The sequence below is a fragment of the Lactobacillus sp. genome, from assembly GCF_014803895.1.
Genome location: NZ_JAAVAU010000022.1, coordinates 1 through 19,208 on the forward strand (window position 1 = coordinate 1; position 19,208 = coordinate 19,208).

A 19,208-nucleotide genomic window follows, 5' to 3' on the forward strand; every position below is an offset into this window, starting at 1 on the left:
AATTAGAATATATAGTATGCGCGTTGTAGGGCCTGAAGAAGGTTATGATATGAGTGAATATGTCACTACTGCACCTGTGCCCCTGATGGAATTAAGACAAGAAATTATGGGTAAAGTGGCTCAAATTTCTAATCCAAATTGGAAAAAGATTATTGAATACTTACTAAAAAAGTTTGATAAACAATTTTTCTCATTTCCTGCAGGTAAATCAAATCACCATGCAGTAAGAAATGGCTTAGCATTTCATACCGCTACAATGTTAAAAGATGCGGAAGGGATTGCTAATAACTATCCGCAGGTTAATCGTGAGCTTCTTTATGCAGGTTGTATTTTACATGATATGGGAAAAGTTTATGAAATGACTGGTCCAGTCGCGACTAAGTATACTGTGGAAGGTAATTTGATTGGGCATTTAGTTTTAATTGATGAAGAAATTATCTTGGCAGCTAATGAATTAAATTTAGATGCTCATAGTGAGGATATTTTACTTTTACGTCATATGGTTATTTCTCATCATGGCTTACCAGAATATGGTGCTGCTCGACGACCAGCTATCCTTGAAGCAGAATTACTTCATAAAATTGATGATTTAGATGCAACTGTTTATGCGATTACAAATGCATTGCAACACACTGAACCAGGTAATTTTACTGATATGATTAGGTCACAAGATGATCGTCGTTTTTATCGTCCAAAGCATGATTCCTCTCTCACTAATGCCAAAAATCTTGAATGAAAATTTGTGAAAAAAAGCCCCAACATTGATAGTTGGAGCTTTTTTTCGTCTAAAAATTATTAGTTAGAACTAGATGATGAAGAGCTTGAGGAAGTTGATACGTATGATGACAATACGTTCTTCAAGTCATCGTCCTTAATTGAAACATCTGCACGCTTCAATACAGTAGCAATAACACTCTTCATAGTATTTTGATCTTGAGCCATTTCGTTGTAAATTTGGTTATCAATTTCTTTCTTGTGTTCCTTGAAAGTACCCTTAGCTGGGTGTTTAATCATCTTAATGATGTGGTAACCGTATTGAGTTTTAACTGGAGTAGTAGTGTATTCACCAGTCTTCAACTTGAAGGCTGCTTTCTTGAATGTTGAATCTAAACTAGTATCAGTTGAATCAAATGCTGGTAACTTACCGGCATTGTTCTTAGTAGCAGTATCAGTTGAATATTTCTTAGCTAATGACTTGAAGCTCTTACCAGCCTTTAATTCTTGGATAACTTTTTCAGCAGTACTCTTCTTAGAAACTAAGATTTGTTGTACTTCAACTTTAGGTTGGTAACTCTTCCAAGCTTTCTTTTCTTGAGCTGAGGTAATCTTCTTAATGTGCTTTAAGGCAGCTTCAGTTAAAAGATTAGTCTTCAAGTTTTTCTTAAAGCTAGAAGTAGTTAAACCATTTTGTTCAAGAATTGAGCTAAATGATGAACCGTATTGCTTCTTGTACTTGTTGTATTCTTTAGTAACTTCTTTATCAGAAACATATTTACCATATTGGTTCTCTAAAGCATCATAAATAATCATGTTAGCCAAAGTAGATTGACCAGCTTGAGATTTCTTCATTTCATCGTAATATTGTTGTTGAGTAATTTTACCACCCTTGTAGCTAACAACGGTCTTACCATTGCTTGAGCACGCAGTGGCACTAAGAGCGATACTTGCTAATGCTAATACAGCAGCAGCTTTTTTCCATACATTCTTTTTCATAAGAATAAATCTACCATCCTTTGCTTAAATACAGCTTCAAATATAACATAAAAACTCCTAATGCCCAAAGAAAGCACCAAGAGTTTTTTAATTTTTAAGAGTTACTTTAAATTTTCTGCTTCAGAACTCATTTTATTTACGGTATTTTTAATAGTCTTAAGATTAGGTTGAATAGAATATTGGAATTCTTTTACTGACCGTTGAAGACTCTTGATATCACGTTTCACTAAAGGGATTTCTTTATCTTTAATTAAAGAAATATCACTTTTAGCTCTTTGCGTACTAGTAGTGATATCTTTCACGTCTACTCCTGTAGCATCTACAAAATTTTTTACTTCTCTTTTGATAGGTTGACCAGTTTTTTGGTCAGTCATAAATGATGCGATTGTTCCAAGAACTGTACCTAATCCAAGTCCAGTTGCGAAAGATTTTATTTTAATCATAAATTAGTCCTTATCAGCATTATCGATGATAAAGTCATTTTGAGCAGCTAAATCAGATTCTTCCTTATCTTCATCTGCTAAATGCTTGTATTGGTCAACTTTATTTTTAAAATCAGTTACTTTGTCGGTAACTTTATCTTCAACTTCGTCTTTTGTAATTTCAGCAGTATCTTTTAAATCTTGAACACGATCTGCTAAATCATTTAATTCATCATTTTTGTGAGCAACACTCTTAACTGCAGTGACTAAGTCAGCAGCTTTATCTTTGATAGAACTTTGACTTAGTTGAACTTCATCAGTATTTTCAGGATTAGAGTTCTCTAAATCAGCTTTACGTTCTGCTTGAAGGGAAGAGTAAGTAGCTCTAACATCATCGCAAGAATCGCTTAAATTGTTTGCAGCATCTTGGATATCTTCTTTGATAGTTTTATCAGTTAATGGATTTTTAGCAAAAGCTGCTACACCACCAACGATAGCTCCAGAAAGAAATCCGAGTAAAAATTTATTCATAATATTACCTCCAATTTTTTATATTTAATAAAAAATAATTTTCCTAATTACATCTTCTATTATAAGCTATTGGAGGTTATTTTTGATAGCATCAGCTACTGCTTGGTAGTCTTTTTCTGAATATTTGCTAGAATTATCAACATGTGGAACTACCATATCATCGTCTTGACCATATCGAGGAATCAGGTGGATATGAGAGTGCATTACAGCTTGACCGGCAATTTCACCATTGTTAACTGCCAAATTCATCCCTTTAATTGTAGGGTCTGAGTCTTTGATAGCATTGGCGACAACTGGAATGTATTGTAAATATTTTGCGGCGTCTTCTTGGTTGTAATCAAAGATGTTTTCTAAGTGTTTTTTGGGAATTAAAAGAGTGTGGCCCTTAGTTACTTGAGAAATATCTAAAAAGGCCTTAACATCATCATTTTCGAAAACAGTGTAGGATGGAATTTCACCACGGATAATTTTACAAAATAAACAGTCTTTTTCTAATTCTGCCATAGAAAAACCTCTTTCTACATATAGTTAATATATAATTCAGTTTGAATTAATTTCATGCTAACATAAAGTAGCAGTCTTTTCAGTAATAGGGGGACACAAATTTTGAGTTTAAAAATAAATAAATTAACCGGTGGTTATACTGGTATCACCGTTATTAAAGACGTAAATTTAACTATTGAACCGGGTCAAGCCATTGGTTTGATTGGACTTAACGGTGCTGGTAAATCGACAACAATTAAGCACTTATTGGGTTTACTTAGAATGCAAAAGGGAACTATTGAGTTAAATGGTGTAAATTTAGCTCAACAACCTTCTAAATTTAAAAAAATGGTTGCCTATATTCCTGAAACGCCAATTCTTTACCCAGAGCTTACTTTAAAAGAGCATTTAGAGCTAACTATGCTTACTTATGGTTTAACTGATACTGATAAAGCTTGGAAAAGAGCACATGAGTTATGTAAAATGTTTAGACTAGATAATAAGCTTGATTGGTTGCCAATTAACTTTTCAAAGGGGATGCAACAAAAGGTCATGTTAGTAGCCGCTTTCTTAGCTAATCCTGACCTTTATGTGATTGATGAACCTTTTACTGGGCTAGATCCTTTGGCTGTAGCAAATTTTATTGATTTAATTAAGGAAGCTGTTAGCCAAAATAAGATGGTGCTAATGACGACGCATGTTTTGGCTGAAGCTCAAGAGGCGGTTCAGAAGTTTGCAGTGCTTAATAATGGAACCATTGAAATTGTCGGTAGTTTAGAAGAAATTAGAAACTTCTACGGTCTTAAACCAACTGATTCATTTGACCGCTTATACAAGATTTTGAACCAGGAGCAGACTAAGAATGAATAATATAGTAAAAAAAAGACTGCAAGCTAATTTAAAAAAGCAAATGCACTATTTGACTTTAGTGTTTAATGATTTCTTTATTTTGGCTTTGATTTTTATGTTTGGGGCGTTGATGTTCTGGTATGCTCAAAATATAAAGACTTGGCCAAATAATTTGTGGTTTTATAAACCAATAATTGCCTTGATTTTAACAGTGACCATGAGTGTTGGTCATCTAGCCACTTTATTTCAAAAGGCTGATATTCAATTTATGTTTAATCAAGATAATCAGATGGATTTATATTTGAAGCCAATGATTAGACATAGTATGTATTTGCCGATTCTATTAATTGCTCTTGTTGCTGGGATTTTATTTCCCTTTGCAGTAACGCGAGCCGGAATTCCTGGTCACTCATATTTTTTCATGGCTGTAGGATTAATTTTGACGAAGTTTATTCAACTAAAATTGATTGCAAGAAGCTTTTATTTTAATGATCGTACCCTATACAATCCAATTTTATTTTTTCTAATAGTTTTAATTGTATTGTGGCTAAGTTTAATCTATGTACCATATCTTTATTTTTTCTTGGCTTTAATAGGTGCAATTGTGATCAATTACTTACCTCAAGGAAAAGTATTTAACTGGAATTATGCAGTGGAATATGAAGAACGTCGCCGTGATATGGTAGATAATTTTTATAGCATGTTTACTGATGTACCAGATAAAAAGATTAAAATTTCTAGGAGAAAGTACTTAGATTTTTTGATCAATCATCAAAAACAAACACCAAATACTTTCTTATATCAAAGAGCATTATTGCGTGATCCAGAATATAGTAATTTAGTGATTAGAATGACTTTATTTTCCTTGCTTTTATCCTGGGCTTTACAAAGTTATCTATGGAGTGCAGCTTTTAGCGCTTTAGTTATCTTTTTGACAATGTATCAATTGATTCCTTTGGGGACAGTATATGAGCATAATATGATGTATCATGTTCAACCAATTTCTCAAGAAAAGCGTGGACAAGATTTAGCAAGAGTTTTGCAAAAGGGAATGCTTTTACAGTGGGTAGTAATTAGTATTGGATTAGTTGCCTTTTCACCAGAAAAAATTTATGCTCTTTTAGCCGTTATTGCTTTGCTAGCATTCACGTTTATCTTGCTCTACGCTTATTTACCAGTTAGAATTAAAAAGTTGTTTAGTAAAATTAGATATTAATTTAGGAGTTTTTTATGAGATTACGTAATAAAACTTGGGCACAAAAGTTGGTTAAAGAGCACCCTGAAGCAATCTTAAATGAACCTGCCCCAGAAGTAAAAATTAATTGGGAAGAGAGATTTGAAGATTTTTCTAAACCTCTAGCAATTGAAATTGGATCAGGTAAAGGCCAATTTATTACTACTTTGGCTAAACAACATCCTGAAATGAATTTTATTGCGGTTGAATTGCAAACTACCGCAGCAGGGATGATATTAAGAACTAAGCTTAATGAAGGTATTGATAATTTACAAATAATGTGTGCAGATGCTGCTAATATTGCTATATATTTACCTAAAGATAGTGTCGATACTCTTTATCTCAACTTCTCTGATCCTTGGCCTAAAACTCGCCATGAAAAACGTCGTTTGACTTATAAGAGTTTTTTGGATAAGTATAAAGAAGTACTTAAGCCTGAAGGTCATCTAGAATTTAAGACAGATAATCGAGGTTTATTTGAATATAGCTTAGTCAGTTTAAATAATTATGGAATGAAGTTTGATCATGTTAGTGTTGATTTACACCATGATGAAGATGAAATCGCAGAACGTAATGTTGAAACTGAATATGAACATAAATTTGTAGCAAAGGGCAATCCAATCTATTGCTTGCACGCACATTTTGAATAAGGTTAAGAGATTAGGCTTTTTAGCTTAATCTTTTTTTATAGAAATTATGAACATATCGGAAATGAATTACTAAGTTTTTGCTCGTGTGTAATAATATGAATAATTTGCTGGAAATTTTTGTGGAATATGAGTACAATATATGTAACTTATAAAAAGTAAGAAAGAGAGATGCATTATTATGGAAGAAATCAAAGAATTAACTAAAGAAAAACTTGATGAAATTACCGCTCATGGTCGTGTAGTATTACTTTTTAGTGCAAATTGGTGCCCAGATTGCCGTTTCCTAGATCCATTTTTACCAGAAATTGAAAAAGATTTCTCTGATACAAAATTCTATAAAATTGACCGTGATGGCTCAATTGATATCGCAAAAGAATTAAATATCTTTGGAATTCCTAGCTTTGTTGTCTACCAAGATGGCAAAGAAATTGGTAGACTAGTAAATAAGGACAGAAAGACAAAAGAAGAAGTAGAAAACTTCCTCAATTCTCTTAAGTAAGTCTAAGAAAGGAAAAATTTACTAGAATGATTGTTTCTACTAATAAAACTAGTTATCCAGATACATTAATTGTTATTACTGACCAAGATAAGGGACGTAGTCAATTTGAAGAAAGTGATAACGTTACGGTTGTTAAGGATGAAGATGGTAAGGTTATTGGTTATAACTTTTTTAAAGTTAGTGACTTTTTAGATTATGATAAGTTGCCTAATGGTGAAGTTCACCCAACTCAAGAATTGGTTGATACTTTAAACAAGAAAATTTCTGAAGCTGGTTTTGAAGCTAACTTAGAAATTGGCAAGCCAACTTTAGTTTATGGTTATGTCGAAACTTGTGAACCTCATCCTGATTCTGATCACTTACACGTAACTACTGTTGATGTTGGTGGTGACAAGCATCAAATAGTTTGTGGTGCACCTAACATTGCTCAAGGCCAAAAGGTTGTTGTAGCTCTTCCAGGTACTTTGATGCCAAATGGTCAACAAATCTGGCCAGGTGAATTACGTGGTGTAGATTCATATGGTATGATTTGTTCAGCTCGTGAACTTGGTTTACCACATGCTCCACAAAAGCGTGGTATTATGGTAGTTCCAGATAGCTTCAAGGCTGGCGATGAATTTGAACCAACTAAATGTGATGAATTACTGGCTAGTGGTGAAATTACTTTAGACTAGTATAAAAGATCCTATCTTCTTTATGAGGATAGGATTTTTTTGTAGAAGAAATTAATATCTTTTTTGGCTAGATTTAATCAATATTCTGGTAAAAATGTTAAAATTAAAGACGTATAATTTTGACATAAAATTTATGGAGACGACTTAAATGTTAGATAAGACAAAACAAATTTGGTTTATTGGTATTAAGGGTACCGGTATGGCATCTTTAGCATTACTTTTACATGATTTGGGCTACAATGTCGCTGGTTCAGATATTGAAAAGTACACGTTTACTCAAGTTCCTTTGGAAGAAGCTGGTATTGAAGTAAAGAATTTTGATCCAGAAAATATTAAAGGCGAAGGTCAAGTAATTGTTAAGGGTAATGCTTTTAAGGAAGATAACCCTGAAGTTGCTGCTTGTCTGGATAAGAATGTGAAGTGGCAATCCTACCCAGATACTGTTGAAGAAATTGTTCAAGCACATACTTCAATTGGTGTTTCTGGTACGCATGGTAAGACATCAACTACTAGTCTTTTAGCACATGTATTGGGTGAAGTAGAACCTACTTCTTACTTGATCGGTGATGGTCGTGGTAAGGGTGTAGCAGATTCTCGCTTCTTTGTTTATGAAGCTGATGAATATCGTCGTCACTTCTTGGCATATCACCCAGATTACCAAATTATGACTAACATTGACTTTGACCACCCAGATTATTTCAAAGATCAAGCTGATTATACTTCTGCCTTTCAAACTGCTGCTGAACAAACTAAAAAGGCACTCTTTGTTTGGGGTGATGATCAAAGATTACAATCTTTGAAGACTGATATTCCTAAGTATACTTATGGTTTCAAGGATACTGATGACTTCCAAGCTGTTAATATTGAAAAGACTACTGCAGGTTCTAAGTTCAATGTTTTGGCACATGGTAAAGATTTGGGTCGTTTTGAGATTCATTTGTTTGGCGACCACAGCATCTTGAATGCGACTGCTGTAATTGCTGTTGCTTATACTGAAAATGTGCCAATGGAAGATATCAAGGAAGGGATGCTCACTTTCAAAGGGGCTAAGAGAAGATTTTCTGAAAAAGACTTTGGTGATATTGCCGTGATCGATGATTATGCTCATCACCCAACTGAAATGCGTGCAACTATCCAAGCTGCTCGTCAAAAGTTCCCAGATAAGGAATTAGTTGTAGTCTTCCAACCACATACTTTCTCAAGAACTAAGAAATATCAAAAAGATTTTGAAGAAATTTTACGTGATGTAGATAAAGCTTATATAACTCCAATTTATGCTTCAGCGCGTGAAGCAAGTGGGGATATTTCTAGTGAAGATTTAACTGCAAATATTCCAGGTTCTGAAGTGATTGATTTAGATAATATTAGTGATTTAACTCGTCACGAAAATGCATGTGTAGTCTTTATGGGCGCAGGCGATATTCCTAAATATGAAGATGCTTATGAGGAATTCCTTGTGAAATAGAGGAGCTTTAGTGACAATAACTGAGAATGTTCTAGGAAAAGAATATTAAATTGTGGGTGAAATTTCTAATTTTGGAGCAGTACTTAAAAATAATGATTGTTTATGGAACAGCAATGAAGTTTGTGGAAGTTTAAATAACCTTTAAAGATATAAAAGCACGATAATTTTCTTAATGAATTTTATCGTGCTTTTATTTTTAAGAATCTTGGCGTGTATCAGAAATTTGGATTTCTCTTAAATTTACACTTTGTGGCATTTCATAAGCAAAACGAACTGTTCTTGCAATATCTTCTGGAGTAATGCTACCTACCCCAGTTTCTTCTAGCCACGCATTATAATTCTTTTTAATTTTAGAGTCAGTAGTATGACTTAATAATTCAGTATTAACAGCACCTGGGGCAATACGCATTACTCTGACATTGTAAGGTGCTAGTTCTTCACGAGCTGTTTCTGATAAACCTTCTATACCAAATTTTGTGGCACAATATACAGCGTGATTTACAAATGTTTTGACTCCAGCTAATGAAGAAAAGTTAACAATGGTTCCATGTTGGCGTTTTTTCATTTCATTTATTACTGCTTGCATTCCATTAAGTGTCCCCATAACATTAATATCAAGCATATCTTGCCATTCTTGGCTATTTTGAGTTTCAATATTTCCTAAAAGCATAATACCAGCGTTATTAATCAATAAATCGGCTGCGCCATATTGTTTAGTTGCTTCATCAATAGCTTGTTGAAAAGCTTCTTTATCACGAACATCAACTTTTTTACATATTGTATTAGGTAAGTCCATCTGTTCTAATAATTCAACTCGACGAGCAATTAATAATAATGGATAACCAGCTTTACTAAATTCTTTAGCCATAGCTTTTCCAAATCCTGAACTAGCACCAGTGATTACAACTAAATTTTTCATTTATTTTCTTCTTTCTTTTTATTAATATTGACAATTATTATCTTAACCCTTAGGGTAAGCTCTAAGACAAGCAGAAAAGAGAAATTTTTTATGAATTATTCAATTAAAGAATGTAGTCAAAGAACAAATCTTAGCCCTTATACACTTCGTTATTACGAAAAAGAGGGTTTAATTATAAATATTAAAAGAGATAAATTAGGACAACGTATTTATAATGATCAAGATATTGAACTTATTAAATCGATTGATTGTCTAAAAAAAGCGGGAATGAGTATTAAAAAAATAAAATCATACATGAAAATTTTTCAAACTGATAATAATGAGGAAGCACGTATAAAATTATTTAAGCAACAAAAAGAAATTCTAAGTAGAAGAATGACAGAACTTCAGGAAGAAATGTGGTGGGCTGATTATAAAATTTGGTACTATCAAAATATAGATAAGTTTGTTTCTAAAAATGATCCGCTTCATTGTGAAAAAATGGAAAAAATCTATCGTGTGCAATATGAAAAGTAAACAATTGAGTTTATTGTTTACTTTAAAATCTGTTTAAATATTTGAGAATAAAAATATGACAAAAGCACAAGGATCGTTAAAAAAAGCGCTAATTGAATTACTAATTAAAGAAAATCTTACACAAATTTCTGTTAAAAAGTTGTGCCAACAAGCTCAGATTGGTAGAAGTACATTTTATACTTACTACAATAATATTGATGAAGTTTTAGAAGAAATTGAAAATAATTTGGTTGAGCAGCTAAGTACAAAGGATAAAAAAATTACGGATAGTCATCGAAATAAACCAGCAGATTTTGCGTATTTTACTGACGTAGTTGATTTTGTTAGTGAACATAAGAATGAAATTTTAGTTTTAACAAAATATAATCCTAATGCGAGATTTATTGAAAAATGGAAAAACGCCATTAAAGATAATTTACGTAGACGTGGTTTGCCACAGAAGGAATTGATTTATGAAATGGTGGCTTCAGAAGTAATTGCTGCATTTGATTACTATCTACTTAATTCTGAACAATTTAGTCAACAACAAATTCAAGAAATTGTGGTCAAAGCACTAAAAATTTTAGAAAATTAGACACATTCTTAAATTATGTTCTGTTTTTTAATATCTGCTCATTTAGAATAAATCTATCAAATTAAGAAAGCAGGTATTACAAATGTCTCAATATAAAATTCATGTTTTGCATACAGGAAAAGTAAGAATTGCTCCAGAATTAGCTTTTGGTGGTGATCATTGTTCTTTGTTTAAAGCTGCTGGTATATTAGAAAGTGCTAAACGAGAAATTTGGTTGCCTGTAGCGGTATTTTTAGTTGAGACTCCTAAAGGATTATTGCTTTTAGATACAGGCTGGGATAAGTCGATGAGTCCTGATGGTGTATATGATAAAAAAGCTCAAATAGAGTCTTTAGGTTCTTATATTCTCTATCGTGTAAATAAAGGAATGGTACCAAAAGGCATGACAGCTAGTGAACAATTAGCGCGCATGGGTATTAAGCCTTCTGATATTGATTATGTAGTAATTTCGCATTTAGATTGTGATCATGCTAATGGTCTAAGACAATTTAAAGCAGCTAAACAGATCATGGTTGCAAGAACAGAGTATGAATATGCACAAAAACATTCTACTTTCCGCTTCAAGAAAAAATGGTGGGAAGGTGTAGATTTGGATTTGTACGACTGGAATGATAATGAAGGACCTTTTAAAAGATCATATGATTTATTTGGCGATAAAACTGTTGAATTAATTAACATTCCTGGCCATACTGATGGTTTAGTAGCGACAAAGATTACTAATCCAGATACAGGGAAGTTTTTCTTATATTATGGCGATGGTGGATATGGTGAAAAGTCATGGAAAGAAATGATTACTTCGGGAATTTCTACCGATAAACCTGCTCAAAAGAAATCTTTAGAATGGATTAGAAAAGAGAGCTTAAATAAGAATTGTGTCGAATCTCTTGCATGTCATGGTGAGGAAGTTTCTCCACATGTAATTACATTTTAGAAGTATGTAGCGTGACGGATTATACAGATTGAGTTGAGTAGAAAAAGTGTTTGCGTGAACTAGAAAAAAATTTACTATACAAAAAAACATTGAGATTAGCCTCAATGTTTTTTTCTTGCTGATTAATTATTCATATTTTTATTAAGGAAATCAGTTATTTTATCAAATGGAATGACGTTGTCTTTACCACCATCGTATAAATCAGTATGAACGGCATCTGGAATTGATAAAAATTCCTTGTTTTCTGGATTAGGATTATTTTTCATCATATTTTTGTAAGCATCTTTACCCATGTAGTATGAGTGTGCCTGATCACCATGCATGATTAAAACGGCACTTCTAATTTCGTTACTATATTGTAAAATAGGTTGATTAAGGAAGGACATGGTACCAATTACGTTCCAACCATTGTTAGAATTTAATGAACGCTTATGGTAACCACGTTTAGTTTTGTAGTAGTCGTAGTAATCTTTAACAAAGAATGGTGCATCATCTGGAAGTGGGTCAACGACACCACCGGCAAGGGTGTAATCCCCAGTCTTATAATCTCTAGTTCTTTGCTCATTTAAAGCAACTTTCTTGTTATAACGATTCTGTTCGGAATCCTCATTGTCAAAGTAGCCATTGGCATTAATTCTTGACATATCATACATTGTTGAAACAACAGTTGCCTTAATTCGAGTATCTAAAGCAGCAGTATTAAGGGCTAAGCCACCCCAGCCACAAATACCAATAATACCAATTTTTTCGGGATCGATGTTATCTTGAGTAGAAAGAAAGTCTACCGCAGCTTGAAAGTCTTCGGTATTAATATCTGGTGACGCCATGTAACGAGGCTGACCACCACTTTCACCAGTATAAGATGGGTCAAAAGCAATAGTTATAAAACCACGTTCAGCCATTTTTTGAGCATAAAGTCCCGACGCCTGCTCTTTAACAGCACCAAATGGTCCACTTACTGCTAGGGCAGGCATCTTGTCAATTATATCCGTAGGTGTGTACATATCAGCAGCTAGAGTAATCCCGTAGCGATTATGAAAGGTGACTTTTTGATGGTTCACTTTATTACTTTTAGGAAAGGTTTTGTCCCACTCAGTTGTTAAGTTTAATTTTTTCATAGTAATCTGCCTTTCTTTTCATTGGTATATTAATTATAGAGGTTAGGCAGAACAATTAAAAATATTTAATATCTATAATTAATTATTCGAATAATGAATAATTAGCAGTAAAAAAACATGTCTAATAGAGACATATTTTTTTAGTTAAAGATGTTTTTTTATATAAAGATTATTAAGGGGAGAGGGAACATTTTTGTTAGAATTCACTCCAGAAAATAACCACTGATAAAGGTTATTAAGAATAGAGAAACGAGTTAGGAAATAGAGATGGCTGGTTTTTTCTGGCATAGGAATTCTTCTTTCTAAAAATTATTCAACAACGTGTCTTTCAAAAGGTTTATCAGAAATACCTTCCTCTAAAATTTTCTTAGACCATTCTTTAGCAGAAAAGAGAGAGTGATCGCGATAATTACCACAGCTTTCGATAGTGGTACCTTGTACATCTTCCCATTGAGTTTTATAAGCAATTTCTTCAAGAGAAGATTTAAGAGCTTGCGCTACCTCAGTAGTTGAGTGTTCACCCCAAGTAATTAAATGAAATCCAGTTCGACAACCAAATGGAGAACAGTCAATGACCCCATCTAATCGGTCACGAAGCAATCCGGCTAAAAGATGTTCAATAGTGTGGAGTCCAGCGGTAGGAATAGCATTTTCATTTGGTTGGACTAAGCGTAAGTCATAATTACTAATCTTGTCGCCTTTAGGACCAGTTTCAACAGTAATTAAACGAACATAAGGTGCCTTAACTTTGGTGTGATCTAATGTAAAACTTTCAACTTTTGCCATAATAAATTATTCCTTTCAATTAATTCCAAATTTCATTAGCAGTATTTAATACTAAGTTTATCTTGTCCCATTGTTCTTTGTCAGTTAATTTGTTTCCTTCTTCTGTAGAAGAGAAACCACATTGGGTAGAAAGAGCAAGCTTGTCTAAATTATGAAATGCCGTCGCCTCCTTAATGCGTTCTTTTAACTTTGTAGGATCTTCTAATTCTGGCTTTTTACTGGTGACAATACCAAGAACCACTTCTTTGTCAGCAGGAATTTTTGCAATTGGATCAAAGTGACCACTTCTTTCGTCGTCAAACTCTAAGTAGAAAGCATCGACATTTTCTTTTGCAAAAACGTAATCTGCCACGGCATCATAGCCACCACTTGTTGCCCAAGTAGAATGATAGTTTCCTCGGCAGATATGAGTTGAAATCCGTAAGTCATCTGGTAAATTATCGATAGCATCGTTATTGAGTTTCAAAAATATTTTACAGAGTTGGTTTTGAGTAAAACCAAGTGATTCGTAAATAGCTAGTAAATTTTGATCAACAAGTACACCCCAAGTACAGTCATCTAACTTTAAATCGCGACAACCAGCTTCATAGAGAGCAAGAATTAAATTACGATAAGCGGTAGAAATATCAGTAAATAAATCTTCTTCATTTGGATAATATTTTTTAACTGCCGTGATATTATCTTGATCCCGGATTAATTCTGAATAAAATTGAGCGGGGGAAGGGATACTTTGACGAGGAATTACATTCTTATCTTTAGTAATGTTTCTCAAAAATTTGAAGGCTTCTAAATCTGGATGATCACCACTAAAACTAATTTTGCCATTTACGATAGCGGAATCTTTCCTAGTTTCTTCATCATGGAAAAGATAACCATGTTTCTTTTGAATATGAGCAATACCATTAAAGCCCCAGAAGGTATCAAGATGCCAGTAACTTCTACGGAATTCTCCATCAGTTACAATTTTTAAGCCAGCTGCAATTTCTTGATCAACTAACTTTTTAATATTTTTATTTTCCACCTCAACTAGTTCATATTTAGAAATCTTGCCATCTTCAAAATCAGCTCGAGCATTTTTTAAGTCTTTTGGTCTTAAAAAACTACCAACAATGTCATAATGTAATTTACTCATTTTAATTCTCCTTAAAAATAAATAAAAAAGCGCCTCTAAAGACAAGTTTGTAGACTCATCTTTAGGGACGCTTTTGCGTGTTACCACCCTGAAATTTAGTCTTATTTCACAATAAGACCCTTACTAAGTGCTCCTCAAAAGGAATACTCGGATGCTTTATCGGGCATCAATCGTGTCCTGCTAACCTTATTGGCTCGCATTTCATTTAAGCTCTAAGACCATATTCACTTATTAATGCAATCACTGGCTCTCATCATTCCAGTTTTCTGTAGAAAGATTAAAAAGTTACTCATCTTTTCTCTGCTTTTTGTAATTTTGTTGTCATTATAATAAAACTTTTACTTTGATAATGTCAATACTTTTTTAATAAAAAATGAAAATTATTAGAATGTATTGGTTTTGTAATTCTATAAAAGTATAATTAAAACAAAAAAGGAAGATGACGGAATGTGACTGATAAATTAGTTAACTGGACAGTCCGGTTCAGAAAAATAGAATTTATTCGTATCTTGCAACGGACAATGTTGATTTTATTTCCAATTGTTTTAATTGGGAGTTTTGCTCAGCTATTGAGTGAAAGTTTATTCTCTACTAATGGGTATTTAGGAAGTTTAATAAAGATTAACAACCTTCCTAACTATAGATTTTATCGCATGATATTTAGTGATATAGTCAATGTTTCTACTGGATGGCTAGCACCTTATTCAGCATTAGTTAGTGCCTATTTAGTAACTAAGCGCCATGGATATGAAGGAATCTTAGGTTCTTTAGTAGCAGTAGGAAGTTATGTATTATTATTTTATCGTAATGGTGTCAATAATGAACAATACTACGGTGTTAGTTGGTTTTTAATTGGCGTTATCCTAGGCTATATAGTGGGTAAGGTATTTGTAAAATTTGGACATGACTTATGGAAAAGTGATAACCAAAACCGTGAAAGTATTTTACAAATAGTTTTATATAATTTAAAACCGATTCTATTAGTAATTATTCCCACTTTAATTTTTCATATTGTTTTTAGAATATTTGGGTTCTTTGGAATTGATAATACTGTTTCTCAAGGTATAACTTCATTTATCAGCCAACGCAGTAACTATATGTTAAATATTATTATTTCTTTATTAGTAACAATTGTTACTTGGTTTGGTTTTCCTGATTTAATGTCAGTTTCTAGTAAAATATACGATAGTGAGACAATGGCTAATTTGAATTATGCTTTAACTCATAAAACTAGCTGGGGAATACCTTATCCTTTTACGCCCTCCGCTTTATATAGTGGTTTTGCACAATTTGGTAGTTTGGCACTATTGATTGCAATTTTATGGGTAAGTAGACGTAAATATATGCGAAGAATGGCTGATATAGCTGCTGCGCCTGCATTTTTTAATATTCCAGGAGCATTAGATTTTGGAATTGGCTTACCTTTTAATCCTATTTATATAATTCCCTTTGTCTTTGTACCAATTATAAATATAGTCTTGGCAAGTGTAGTTATCTACTTTAGAGTGATGCCACCATTGGTTTATCCTGTTCCTACTGTAACACCAAGTATATTGATTCCTTTAATTGGTTCAGGTGGTAATATTTATGCCTTTATCTTTTCAATTTTATTATTAATTATAGATGTGCTGATATATATACCATTTGTTAAATTAGCGGATGTAGTTGATGATCGTTTGATTGCAGATGAAAAGGGTGACCAACATGCGTAAAAGTCAAAAAATTTTAATTTTAGTTATGACTCTTGTGATTGGTATCTTTGCAGTTGCATCATATTGTTGGACTAAAAATAGCGTAACTACCTTAAAAAATCGACAAAACTCTGAATTATCACCAGTTATTCTTATTCCAGGTAGTAGTGCATCAATTAATCGGTTTGATACTTTAGTAAAAAATATTAATAAAAAAGAAAAACATCAACATAGTTTACTTAAGGTTAAAGTTTTTAATAATGGCAAAATTTCTTATTACGGACATATAAAAAAAGGTGATAAAGAACCATTTATCGTTGTTGGCTTTGAAAATAATAAAGATGGCTATAGCAATATTAAAAAGCAAGCGAAGATGTTTAGTAAAGCTTTCAATCTACTGAAGCAGACTTATAATTTTAATAATTTTAAGGGAATCGGTCACTCAAATGGTGGTTTGATTTATACTTATTATCTTGAACACTATTTTAATGAACGACAAATTAAGATTAAGCGATTGATGACAATTGGTACGCCATATAACTTTGCAGAACCAACATCTCGTAAAACAGAAATGTTAAAAGACTTTATTAAATATCGAAAAAATTTGCCAAGTAATTTAATTATGTATTCTATTGCCGGATCTGAGAATTATGTTGAGGATGGGTTAGTGCCTGTAAGTAGTGTCTTAGCAGGTAAGTATATATACCAAGATGTGGTAAAGAGATATACTCAAATTACTGTTACAGGTAAATTAGCTCAGCACTCAGCTTTACCACAAAATAGTGAAGTTTTAGATTTGATTCAAAAGTATATTTTACATCCTGAAATGAATAATAATCAGGGTAGAAATAACCAAGATAAGGCAAATAATAAACAAAACAACTAAAAAAACAACTTCCTTGCGAGGAAGTTGTTTTTTTGTGGATTAATTAATTATTCGTCGATTTCTTCAATTTCAATATCAACAACGTAAGCTTGAGGAGCACCAGCTTCTGTAGCAATCTTCTTTTGGTAATCGTCATCTTCATGGATGGTAGCAGTACCGATAATACGTACGTTAGTATGACTTGGTTCATCTGCAACTACTACAGCAGCTTTTGAACCATTCTTCAAGTTTTCGTATGCGTGAGCCTTAGTTTTTTCTAAGTATTGTAAATGATTGTCATCAAGCACGTGCATAGATTGCTTAGGACCAACTTGAGGATTACCATTGGCATCTACAGTTGATAAGTAAGCCAAGTGAGTCTTGAAGAATTCCTTTTGCTTGTCAGTAAGTGTAGTTGAGTCTAATTTTTTCATAATATTACCTCTTTTTTTATTAATATAGTACTTTCAATTAATAAGTATACACCATATTTTTAAGTTTAAAAAAACATTGACCTTGAAAAATATAGATATTTTAAGTATGAGTAATAAAAAGGAGAGACGCTAATACTGATAAATAAAGAAAAATAAAATAACTAAATTTTAGAAAAATAGCAAAAAAATTTAAAATTATTTTTTGATTAAAAAAACATCGAGAAAATCTCGATGTAAATTATCTAAATAATGGAATATGGGAAAGTGCATTTTGAATTGCAGGAATATGATAACTAATAGTTGACCAATTGATACCATAACTTGCAAGACTGAGGATAGCAATTGTTCCGATAAATAGTAATGTACTTTTCTTCATAAAATCCCTCGCAGTATTTTAGATGTTAAGGTATTTTATCATGAGATAAACTGAAAGGAAATAGTTATACTAATTTACTTCTTTAAAAAATGATCAGCTTTTTTGAGACAATCAACTAAGGCTGGGCGAGAGAGCATCTTTTCTGCTACTTCTAAATTTACCCACTTTCCATCGACAATTTCTTCAGGTTGCCAATTAGGAGTCTGATTTTCGTTAAATTGAGCTAAGAATAAAGTAACTGTTTTGTCTTGCCCAGAAGCAACCGGATAGATTAGACTAGTTTTAAATTTTGAAAGAAAGTCTGGCTTAAGACCGGTTTCTTCAAATACTTCACGATGAGCAGCTTGTAAATTAGTTTCATTGTCTTTCAGATGTCCTTTAGGAAAACCCCAAGTTTTATGCCAGAGACTTTGAACAATTAAAAATTCATGTTTATTATTTATTTTGCGGTAGATAATTGCACCAGCTGAATATTCCATACGCATCCCCTATAAAATAATTTGTAGCTATAACTTTTTAGAATAAAACTATTTTAGCACTTAATTTTGGTTATAATAGGATAAAAGTAAAAGAAATTTTGTTATTTGGAGGATTTTGTGAAGAAAATCGACGCAGATCAGTTGCTAAAAAGATTAGAAATGTTAGGAACTTTATTCCAATTGATGTTTGGTATTAGTTTTATGTACTTAGGCTTAAGTCAAGATGAGAACTTTATGGCTAAGATGTGTATGGTAAGTTTGTTTATCATACTGATTATTGCTAAGCACTTAATTAATAATTGGCAGAAAGAATGGTTTCCTAATCATGATGATGAAGTGTTAGAAGAAGCAATGAGTGGTGGTAATAAAAAAGTTACAATAATCGCTGTCTTATTGTCGATAATAATTATTGGGGCTGCAATTGTATTCTTATACCTTAAGTTCCATATATCATTAATTTTGATGGGTGGTATTGTAATTGTGGCTATCACAATTTTTCAGATATTTTTAGAAATTTTAATTGGTATTTTAGAAAGATTTATTGGTTAGTAGGGTAGTCGCCTGGTTGGGCGGCTTTTTTGAGCAATAAAAAAGATAAGTAAACAAAAAACCGCTTTAGCCGGGCAGACTAGCGGTTACTATTAACAAAATTAAGAGTCAATTGCTTATAAGCAATTCTACTATGAAGGAAGTCAGTTGGCAGCTGGCTTCTTTTTCTTTACTCTTATTTTATTATTTGCTGGTTTTTTGTCAAAAAATTCTGCATATCAAGAAGATTGTCCAGCTTAAATTAACTTTTTAATTTGCAATAATATTTGAAGAGTGATAAAGGCATTATGTTAAACTGTATAGCGTAATAATTTTCGT

At 32.5% G+C, this 19,208-nt stretch carries 24 protein-coding genes; 13 read left to right on the forward strand and 11 right to left on the reverse strand.

Going from position 1 to position 19,208, the window contains the following annotated elements; translation table 11 throughout:
• Positions 1-736, forward strand: a 736-nt coding sequence (locus HDR40_RS06645) for an HD domain-containing protein (protein ID WP_290627730.1), incomplete at its 5' end; no start/stop codon positions are given.
• A 59-nt stretch (positions 737-795) separates the two neighbouring features.
• On the opposite strand, the gene HDR40_RS06650 is transcribed toward HDR40_RS06645, so the two are convergent.
• The 4 genes from HDR40_RS06650 to HDR40_RS06665 form a co-directional block, all read right to left on the reverse strand.
• The gene (locus tag HDR40_RS06650) at positions 796-1,713 is read right to left on the reverse strand and encodes a peptidylprolyl isomerase PrsA (RefSeq protein ID WP_290625275.1); all 918 of its coding nucleotides are present in this window, start codon (positions 1,711-1,713) and stop codon (positions 796-798) included.
• A 101-nt stretch (positions 1,714-1,814) separates the two neighbouring features.
• Positions 1,815-2,156, reverse strand: a complete 342-nt coding sequence (locus HDR40_RS06655; protein WP_290625273.1) for a hypothetical protein — start codon at positions 2,154-2,156, stop codon at positions 1,815-1,817.
• A gap of 3 nt (positions 2,157-2,159) precedes the next feature.
• Complete coding sequence (locus HDR40_RS06660; protein ID WP_290625270.1) at positions 2,160-2,666, reverse strand: hypothetical protein; 507 nt, start codon at positions 2,664-2,666, stop codon at positions 2,160-2,162.
• A 66-nt stretch (positions 2,667-2,732) separates the two neighbouring features.
• Complete coding sequence (locus HDR40_RS06665) at positions 2,733-3,170, reverse strand: HIT family protein (protein ID WP_290625268.1); 438 nt, start codon at positions 3,168-3,170, stop codon at positions 2,733-2,735.
• A 102-nt stretch (positions 3,171-3,272) separates the two neighbouring features.
• On the opposite strand from HDR40_RS06665, the gene HDR40_RS06670 reads away from it, so the two are divergent.
• From HDR40_RS06670 to murC, 6 genes are all read left to right on the forward strand, one after another.
• Entirely contained in the window at positions 3,273-4,019 is a 747-nt protein-coding gene (locus HDR40_RS06670; RefSeq protein WP_290625266.1) for an ABC transporter ATP-binding protein, read from the forward strand.
• Positions 4,012-5,214: an ABC transporter permease gene (locus HDR40_RS06675; protein WP_290625264.1), complete on the forward strand. Its 1,203-nt coding sequence runs from the start codon at positions 4,012-4,014 to the stop codon at positions 5,212-5,214. Before HDR40_RS06670 ends, HDR40_RS06675 begins: the two co-directional genes overlap by 8 nt.
• A 14-nt stretch (positions 5,215-5,228) precedes the next feature.
• Positions 5,229-5,882, forward strand: coding sequence for a tRNA (guanosine(46)-N7)-methyltransferase TrmB (trmB, locus tag HDR40_RS06680; RefSeq protein WP_290625262.1), 654 nt, complete (start codon positions 5,229-5,231; stop codon positions 5,880-5,882).
• Between the two features lie 178 nt (positions 5,883-6,060).
• The gene (locus HDR40_RS06685; RefSeq protein WP_290625260.1) at positions 6,061-6,381 is read left to right on the forward strand and encodes a thioredoxin family protein; all 321 of its coding nucleotides are present in this window, start codon (positions 6,061-6,063) and stop codon (positions 6,379-6,381) included.
• Between the two features lie 26 nt (positions 6,382-6,407).
• Positions 6,408-7,055, forward strand: a complete 648-nt coding sequence (gene ytpR, locus HDR40_RS06690; protein WP_290625258.1) for a YtpR family tRNA-binding protein — start codon at positions 6,408-6,410, stop codon at positions 7,053-7,055.
• 148 nt (positions 7,056-7,203) lie between these two features.
• On the forward strand, positions 7,204-8,520 hold the full coding sequence (gene murC / locus HDR40_RS06695) for a UDP-N-acetylmuramate--L-alanine ligase (protein ID WP_290625256.1): 1,317 nt from the start codon (positions 7,204-7,206) through the stop codon (positions 8,518-8,520).
• A gap of 196 nt (positions 8,521-8,716) precedes the next feature.
• Here murC and HDR40_RS06700 read toward each other — a convergent pair whose 3' ends face one another.
• The gene (locus HDR40_RS06700) at positions 8,717-9,439 is read right to left on the reverse strand and encodes an SDR family oxidoreductase (RefSeq protein WP_290625254.1); all 723 of its coding nucleotides are present in this window, start codon (positions 9,437-9,439) and stop codon (positions 8,717-8,719) included.
• Positions 9,440-9,529: 90 nt separating this feature from the next.
• On the opposite strand from HDR40_RS06700, the gene HDR40_RS06705 reads away from it, so the two are divergent.
• From HDR40_RS06705 to HDR40_RS06715, 3 genes are all read left to right on the forward strand, one after another.
• Positions 9,530-9,955, forward strand: coding sequence for a MerR family transcriptional regulator (locus HDR40_RS06705; RefSeq protein ID WP_290625252.1), 426 nt, complete (start codon positions 9,530-9,532; stop codon positions 9,953-9,955).
• Between the two features lie 55 nt (positions 9,956-10,010).
• A complete protein-coding gene (locus tag HDR40_RS06710) occupies positions 10,011-10,529 on the forward strand; it encodes a hypothetical protein (RefSeq protein WP_290625251.1) in 519 nt (172 codons plus the stop codon).
• Positions 10,530-10,611: 82 nt separating this feature from the next.
• Positions 10,612-11,460, forward strand: coding sequence for an N-acyl homoserine lactonase family protein (locus tag HDR40_RS06715; protein WP_290625249.1), 849 nt, complete (start codon positions 10,612-10,614; stop codon positions 11,458-11,460).
• 122 nt (positions 11,461-11,582) lie between these two features.
• Here the strand turns inward: HDR40_RS06715 and HDR40_RS06720 are convergent, their stop codons facing one another.
• The 3 genes from HDR40_RS06720 to HDR40_RS06730 all read right to left on the reverse strand — a co-directional run bounded on the left by HDR40_RS06720 (position 11,583) and on the right by HDR40_RS06730 (position 14,496).
• The gene (locus tag HDR40_RS06720) at positions 11,583-12,578 is read right to left on the reverse strand and encodes an alpha/beta hydrolase (protein WP_290625247.1); all 996 of its coding nucleotides are present in this window, start codon (positions 12,576-12,578) and stop codon (positions 11,583-11,585) included.
• Positions 12,579-12,887: 309 nt separating this feature from the next.
• Complete coding sequence (locus HDR40_RS06725; RefSeq protein ID WP_290625245.1) at positions 12,888-13,364, reverse strand: S-ribosylhomocysteine lyase; 477 nt, start codon at positions 13,362-13,364, stop codon at positions 12,888-12,890.
• A 19-nt stretch (positions 13,365-13,383) separates the two neighbouring features.
• The gene (locus tag HDR40_RS06730; protein WP_290625243.1) at positions 13,384-14,496 is read right to left on the reverse strand and encodes a 5-methyltetrahydropteroyltriglutamate--homocysteine S-methyltransferase; all 1,113 of its coding nucleotides are present in this window, start codon (positions 14,494-14,496) and stop codon (positions 13,384-13,386) included.
• A gap of 449 nt (positions 14,497-14,945) precedes the next feature.
• On the opposite strand from HDR40_RS06730, the gene HDR40_RS06735 reads away from it, so the two are divergent.
• Positions 14,946-16,208: a PTS sugar transporter subunit IIC gene (locus HDR40_RS06735; protein ID WP_290625242.1), complete on the forward strand. Its 1,263-nt coding sequence runs from the start codon at positions 14,946-14,948 to the stop codon at positions 16,206-16,208.
• Positions 16,201-17,073: an alpha/beta hydrolase gene (locus tag HDR40_RS06740; protein WP_290625239.1), complete on the forward strand. Its 873-nt coding sequence runs from the start codon at positions 16,201-16,203 to the stop codon at positions 17,071-17,073. The genes HDR40_RS06735 and HDR40_RS06740 overlap by 8 nt, the downstream gene beginning before the upstream one ends.
• Before the next feature lie 47 nt (positions 17,074-17,120).
• Here the strand turns inward: HDR40_RS06740 and HDR40_RS06745 are convergent, their stop codons facing one another.
• The 3 genes from HDR40_RS06745 to HDR40_RS06755 form a co-directional block, all read right to left on the reverse strand.
• Positions 17,121-17,486 (reverse strand): pyridoxamine 5'-phosphate oxidase family protein, encoded by a 366-nt coding sequence (locus HDR40_RS06745; protein WP_290625237.1) that lies wholly within the window; start codon positions 17,484-17,486, stop codon positions 17,121-17,123.
• 238 nt (positions 17,487-17,724) lie between these two features.
• A complete protein-coding gene (locus tag HDR40_RS06750) occupies positions 17,725-17,862 on the reverse strand; it encodes a hypothetical protein (protein ID WP_290625235.1) in 138 nt (45 codons plus the stop codon).
• 74 nt (positions 17,863-17,936) lie between these two features.
• Complete coding sequence (locus HDR40_RS06755) at positions 17,937-18,341, reverse strand: NUDIX domain-containing protein (RefSeq protein WP_290625233.1); 405 nt, start codon at positions 18,339-18,341, stop codon at positions 17,937-17,939.
• Positions 18,342-18,458: 117 nt separating this feature from the next.
• Between HDR40_RS06755 and HDR40_RS06760 the strand changes: the two genes are divergently transcribed.
• Complete coding sequence (locus HDR40_RS06760) at positions 18,459-18,890, forward strand: hypothetical protein (RefSeq protein ID WP_290625231.1); 432 nt, start codon at positions 18,459-18,461, stop codon at positions 18,888-18,890.
• Positions 18,891-19,208: the final 318 nt, after the last annotated feature.

Bases quoted from the DNA above. Each gene is read 5' to 3' on its own strand.
- HDR40_RS06650 (WP_290625275.1), bottom strand. From the start codon at position 1,713: ATGAAAAAGAATGTATGGAAAAAAGCTGCTGCTGTATTAGCATTAGCA.
- HDR40_RS06655 (WP_290625273.1), bottom strand. From the start codon at position 2,156: ATGATTAAAATAAAATCTTTCGCAACTGGACTTGGATTAGGTACAGTT.
- HDR40_RS06660 (WP_290625270.1), bottom strand. From the start codon at position 2,666: ATGAATAAATTTTTACTCGGATTTCTTTCTGGAGCTATCGTTGGTGGT.
- HDR40_RS06665 (WP_290625268.1), bottom strand. From the start codon at position 3,170: ATGGCAGAATTAGAAAAAGACTGTTTATTTTGTAAAATTATCCGTGGT.
- HDR40_RS06675 (WP_290625264.1), top strand. From the start codon at position 4,012: ATGAATAATATAGTAAAAAAAAGACTGCAAGCTAATTTAAAAAAGCAA.
- trmB (WP_290625262.1), top strand. From the start codon at position 5,229: ATGAGATTACGTAATAAAACTTGGGCACAAAAGTTGGTTAAAGAGCAC.
- HDR40_RS06685 (WP_290625260.1), top strand. From the start codon at position 6,061: ATGGAAGAAATCAAAGAATTAACTAAAGAAAAACTTGATGAAATTACC.
- ytpR (WP_290625258.1), top strand. From the start codon at position 6,408: ATGATTGTTTCTACTAATAAAACTAGTTATCCAGATACATTAATTGTT.
- murC (WP_290625256.1), top strand. From the start codon at position 7,204: ATGTTAGATAAGACAAAACAAATTTGGTTTATTGGTATTAAGGGTACC.
- HDR40_RS06700 (WP_290625254.1), bottom strand. From the start codon at position 9,439: ATGAAAAATTTAGTTGTAATCACTGGTGCTAGTTCAGGATTTGGAAAA.
- HDR40_RS06705 (WP_290625252.1), top strand. From the start codon at position 9,530: ATGAATTATTCAATTAAAGAATGTAGTCAAAGAACAAATCTTAGCCCT.
- HDR40_RS06710 (WP_290625251.1), top strand. From the start codon at position 10,011: ATGACAAAAGCACAAGGATCGTTAAAAAAAGCGCTAATTGAATTACTA.
- HDR40_RS06715 (WP_290625249.1), top strand. From the start codon at position 10,612: ATGTCTCAATATAAAATTCATGTTTTGCATACAGGAAAAGTAAGAATT.
- HDR40_RS06720 (WP_290625247.1), bottom strand. From the start codon at position 12,578: ATGAAAAAATTAAACTTAACAACTGAGTGGGACAAAACCTTTCCTAAA.
- HDR40_RS06725 (WP_290625245.1), bottom strand. From the start codon at position 13,364: ATGGCAAAAGTTGAAAGTTTTACATTAGATCACACCAAAGTTAAGGCA.
- HDR40_RS06730 (WP_290625243.1), bottom strand. From the start codon at position 14,496: ATGAGTAAATTACATTATGACATTGTTGGTAGTTTTTTAAGACCAAAA.
- HDR40_RS06740 (WP_290625239.1), top strand. From the start codon at position 16,201: ATGCGTAAAAGTCAAAAAATTTTAATTTTAGTTATGACTCTTGTGATT.
- HDR40_RS06745 (WP_290625237.1), bottom strand. From the start codon at position 17,486: ATGAAAAAATTAGACTCAACTACACTTACTGACAAGCAAAAGGAATTC.
- HDR40_RS06750 (WP_290625235.1), bottom strand. From the start codon at position 17,862: ATGAAGAAAAGTACATTACTATTTATCGGAACAATTGCTATCCTCAGT.
- HDR40_RS06755 (WP_290625233.1), bottom strand. From the start codon at position 18,341: ATGGAATATTCAGCTGGTGCAATTATCTACCGCAAAATAAATAATAAA.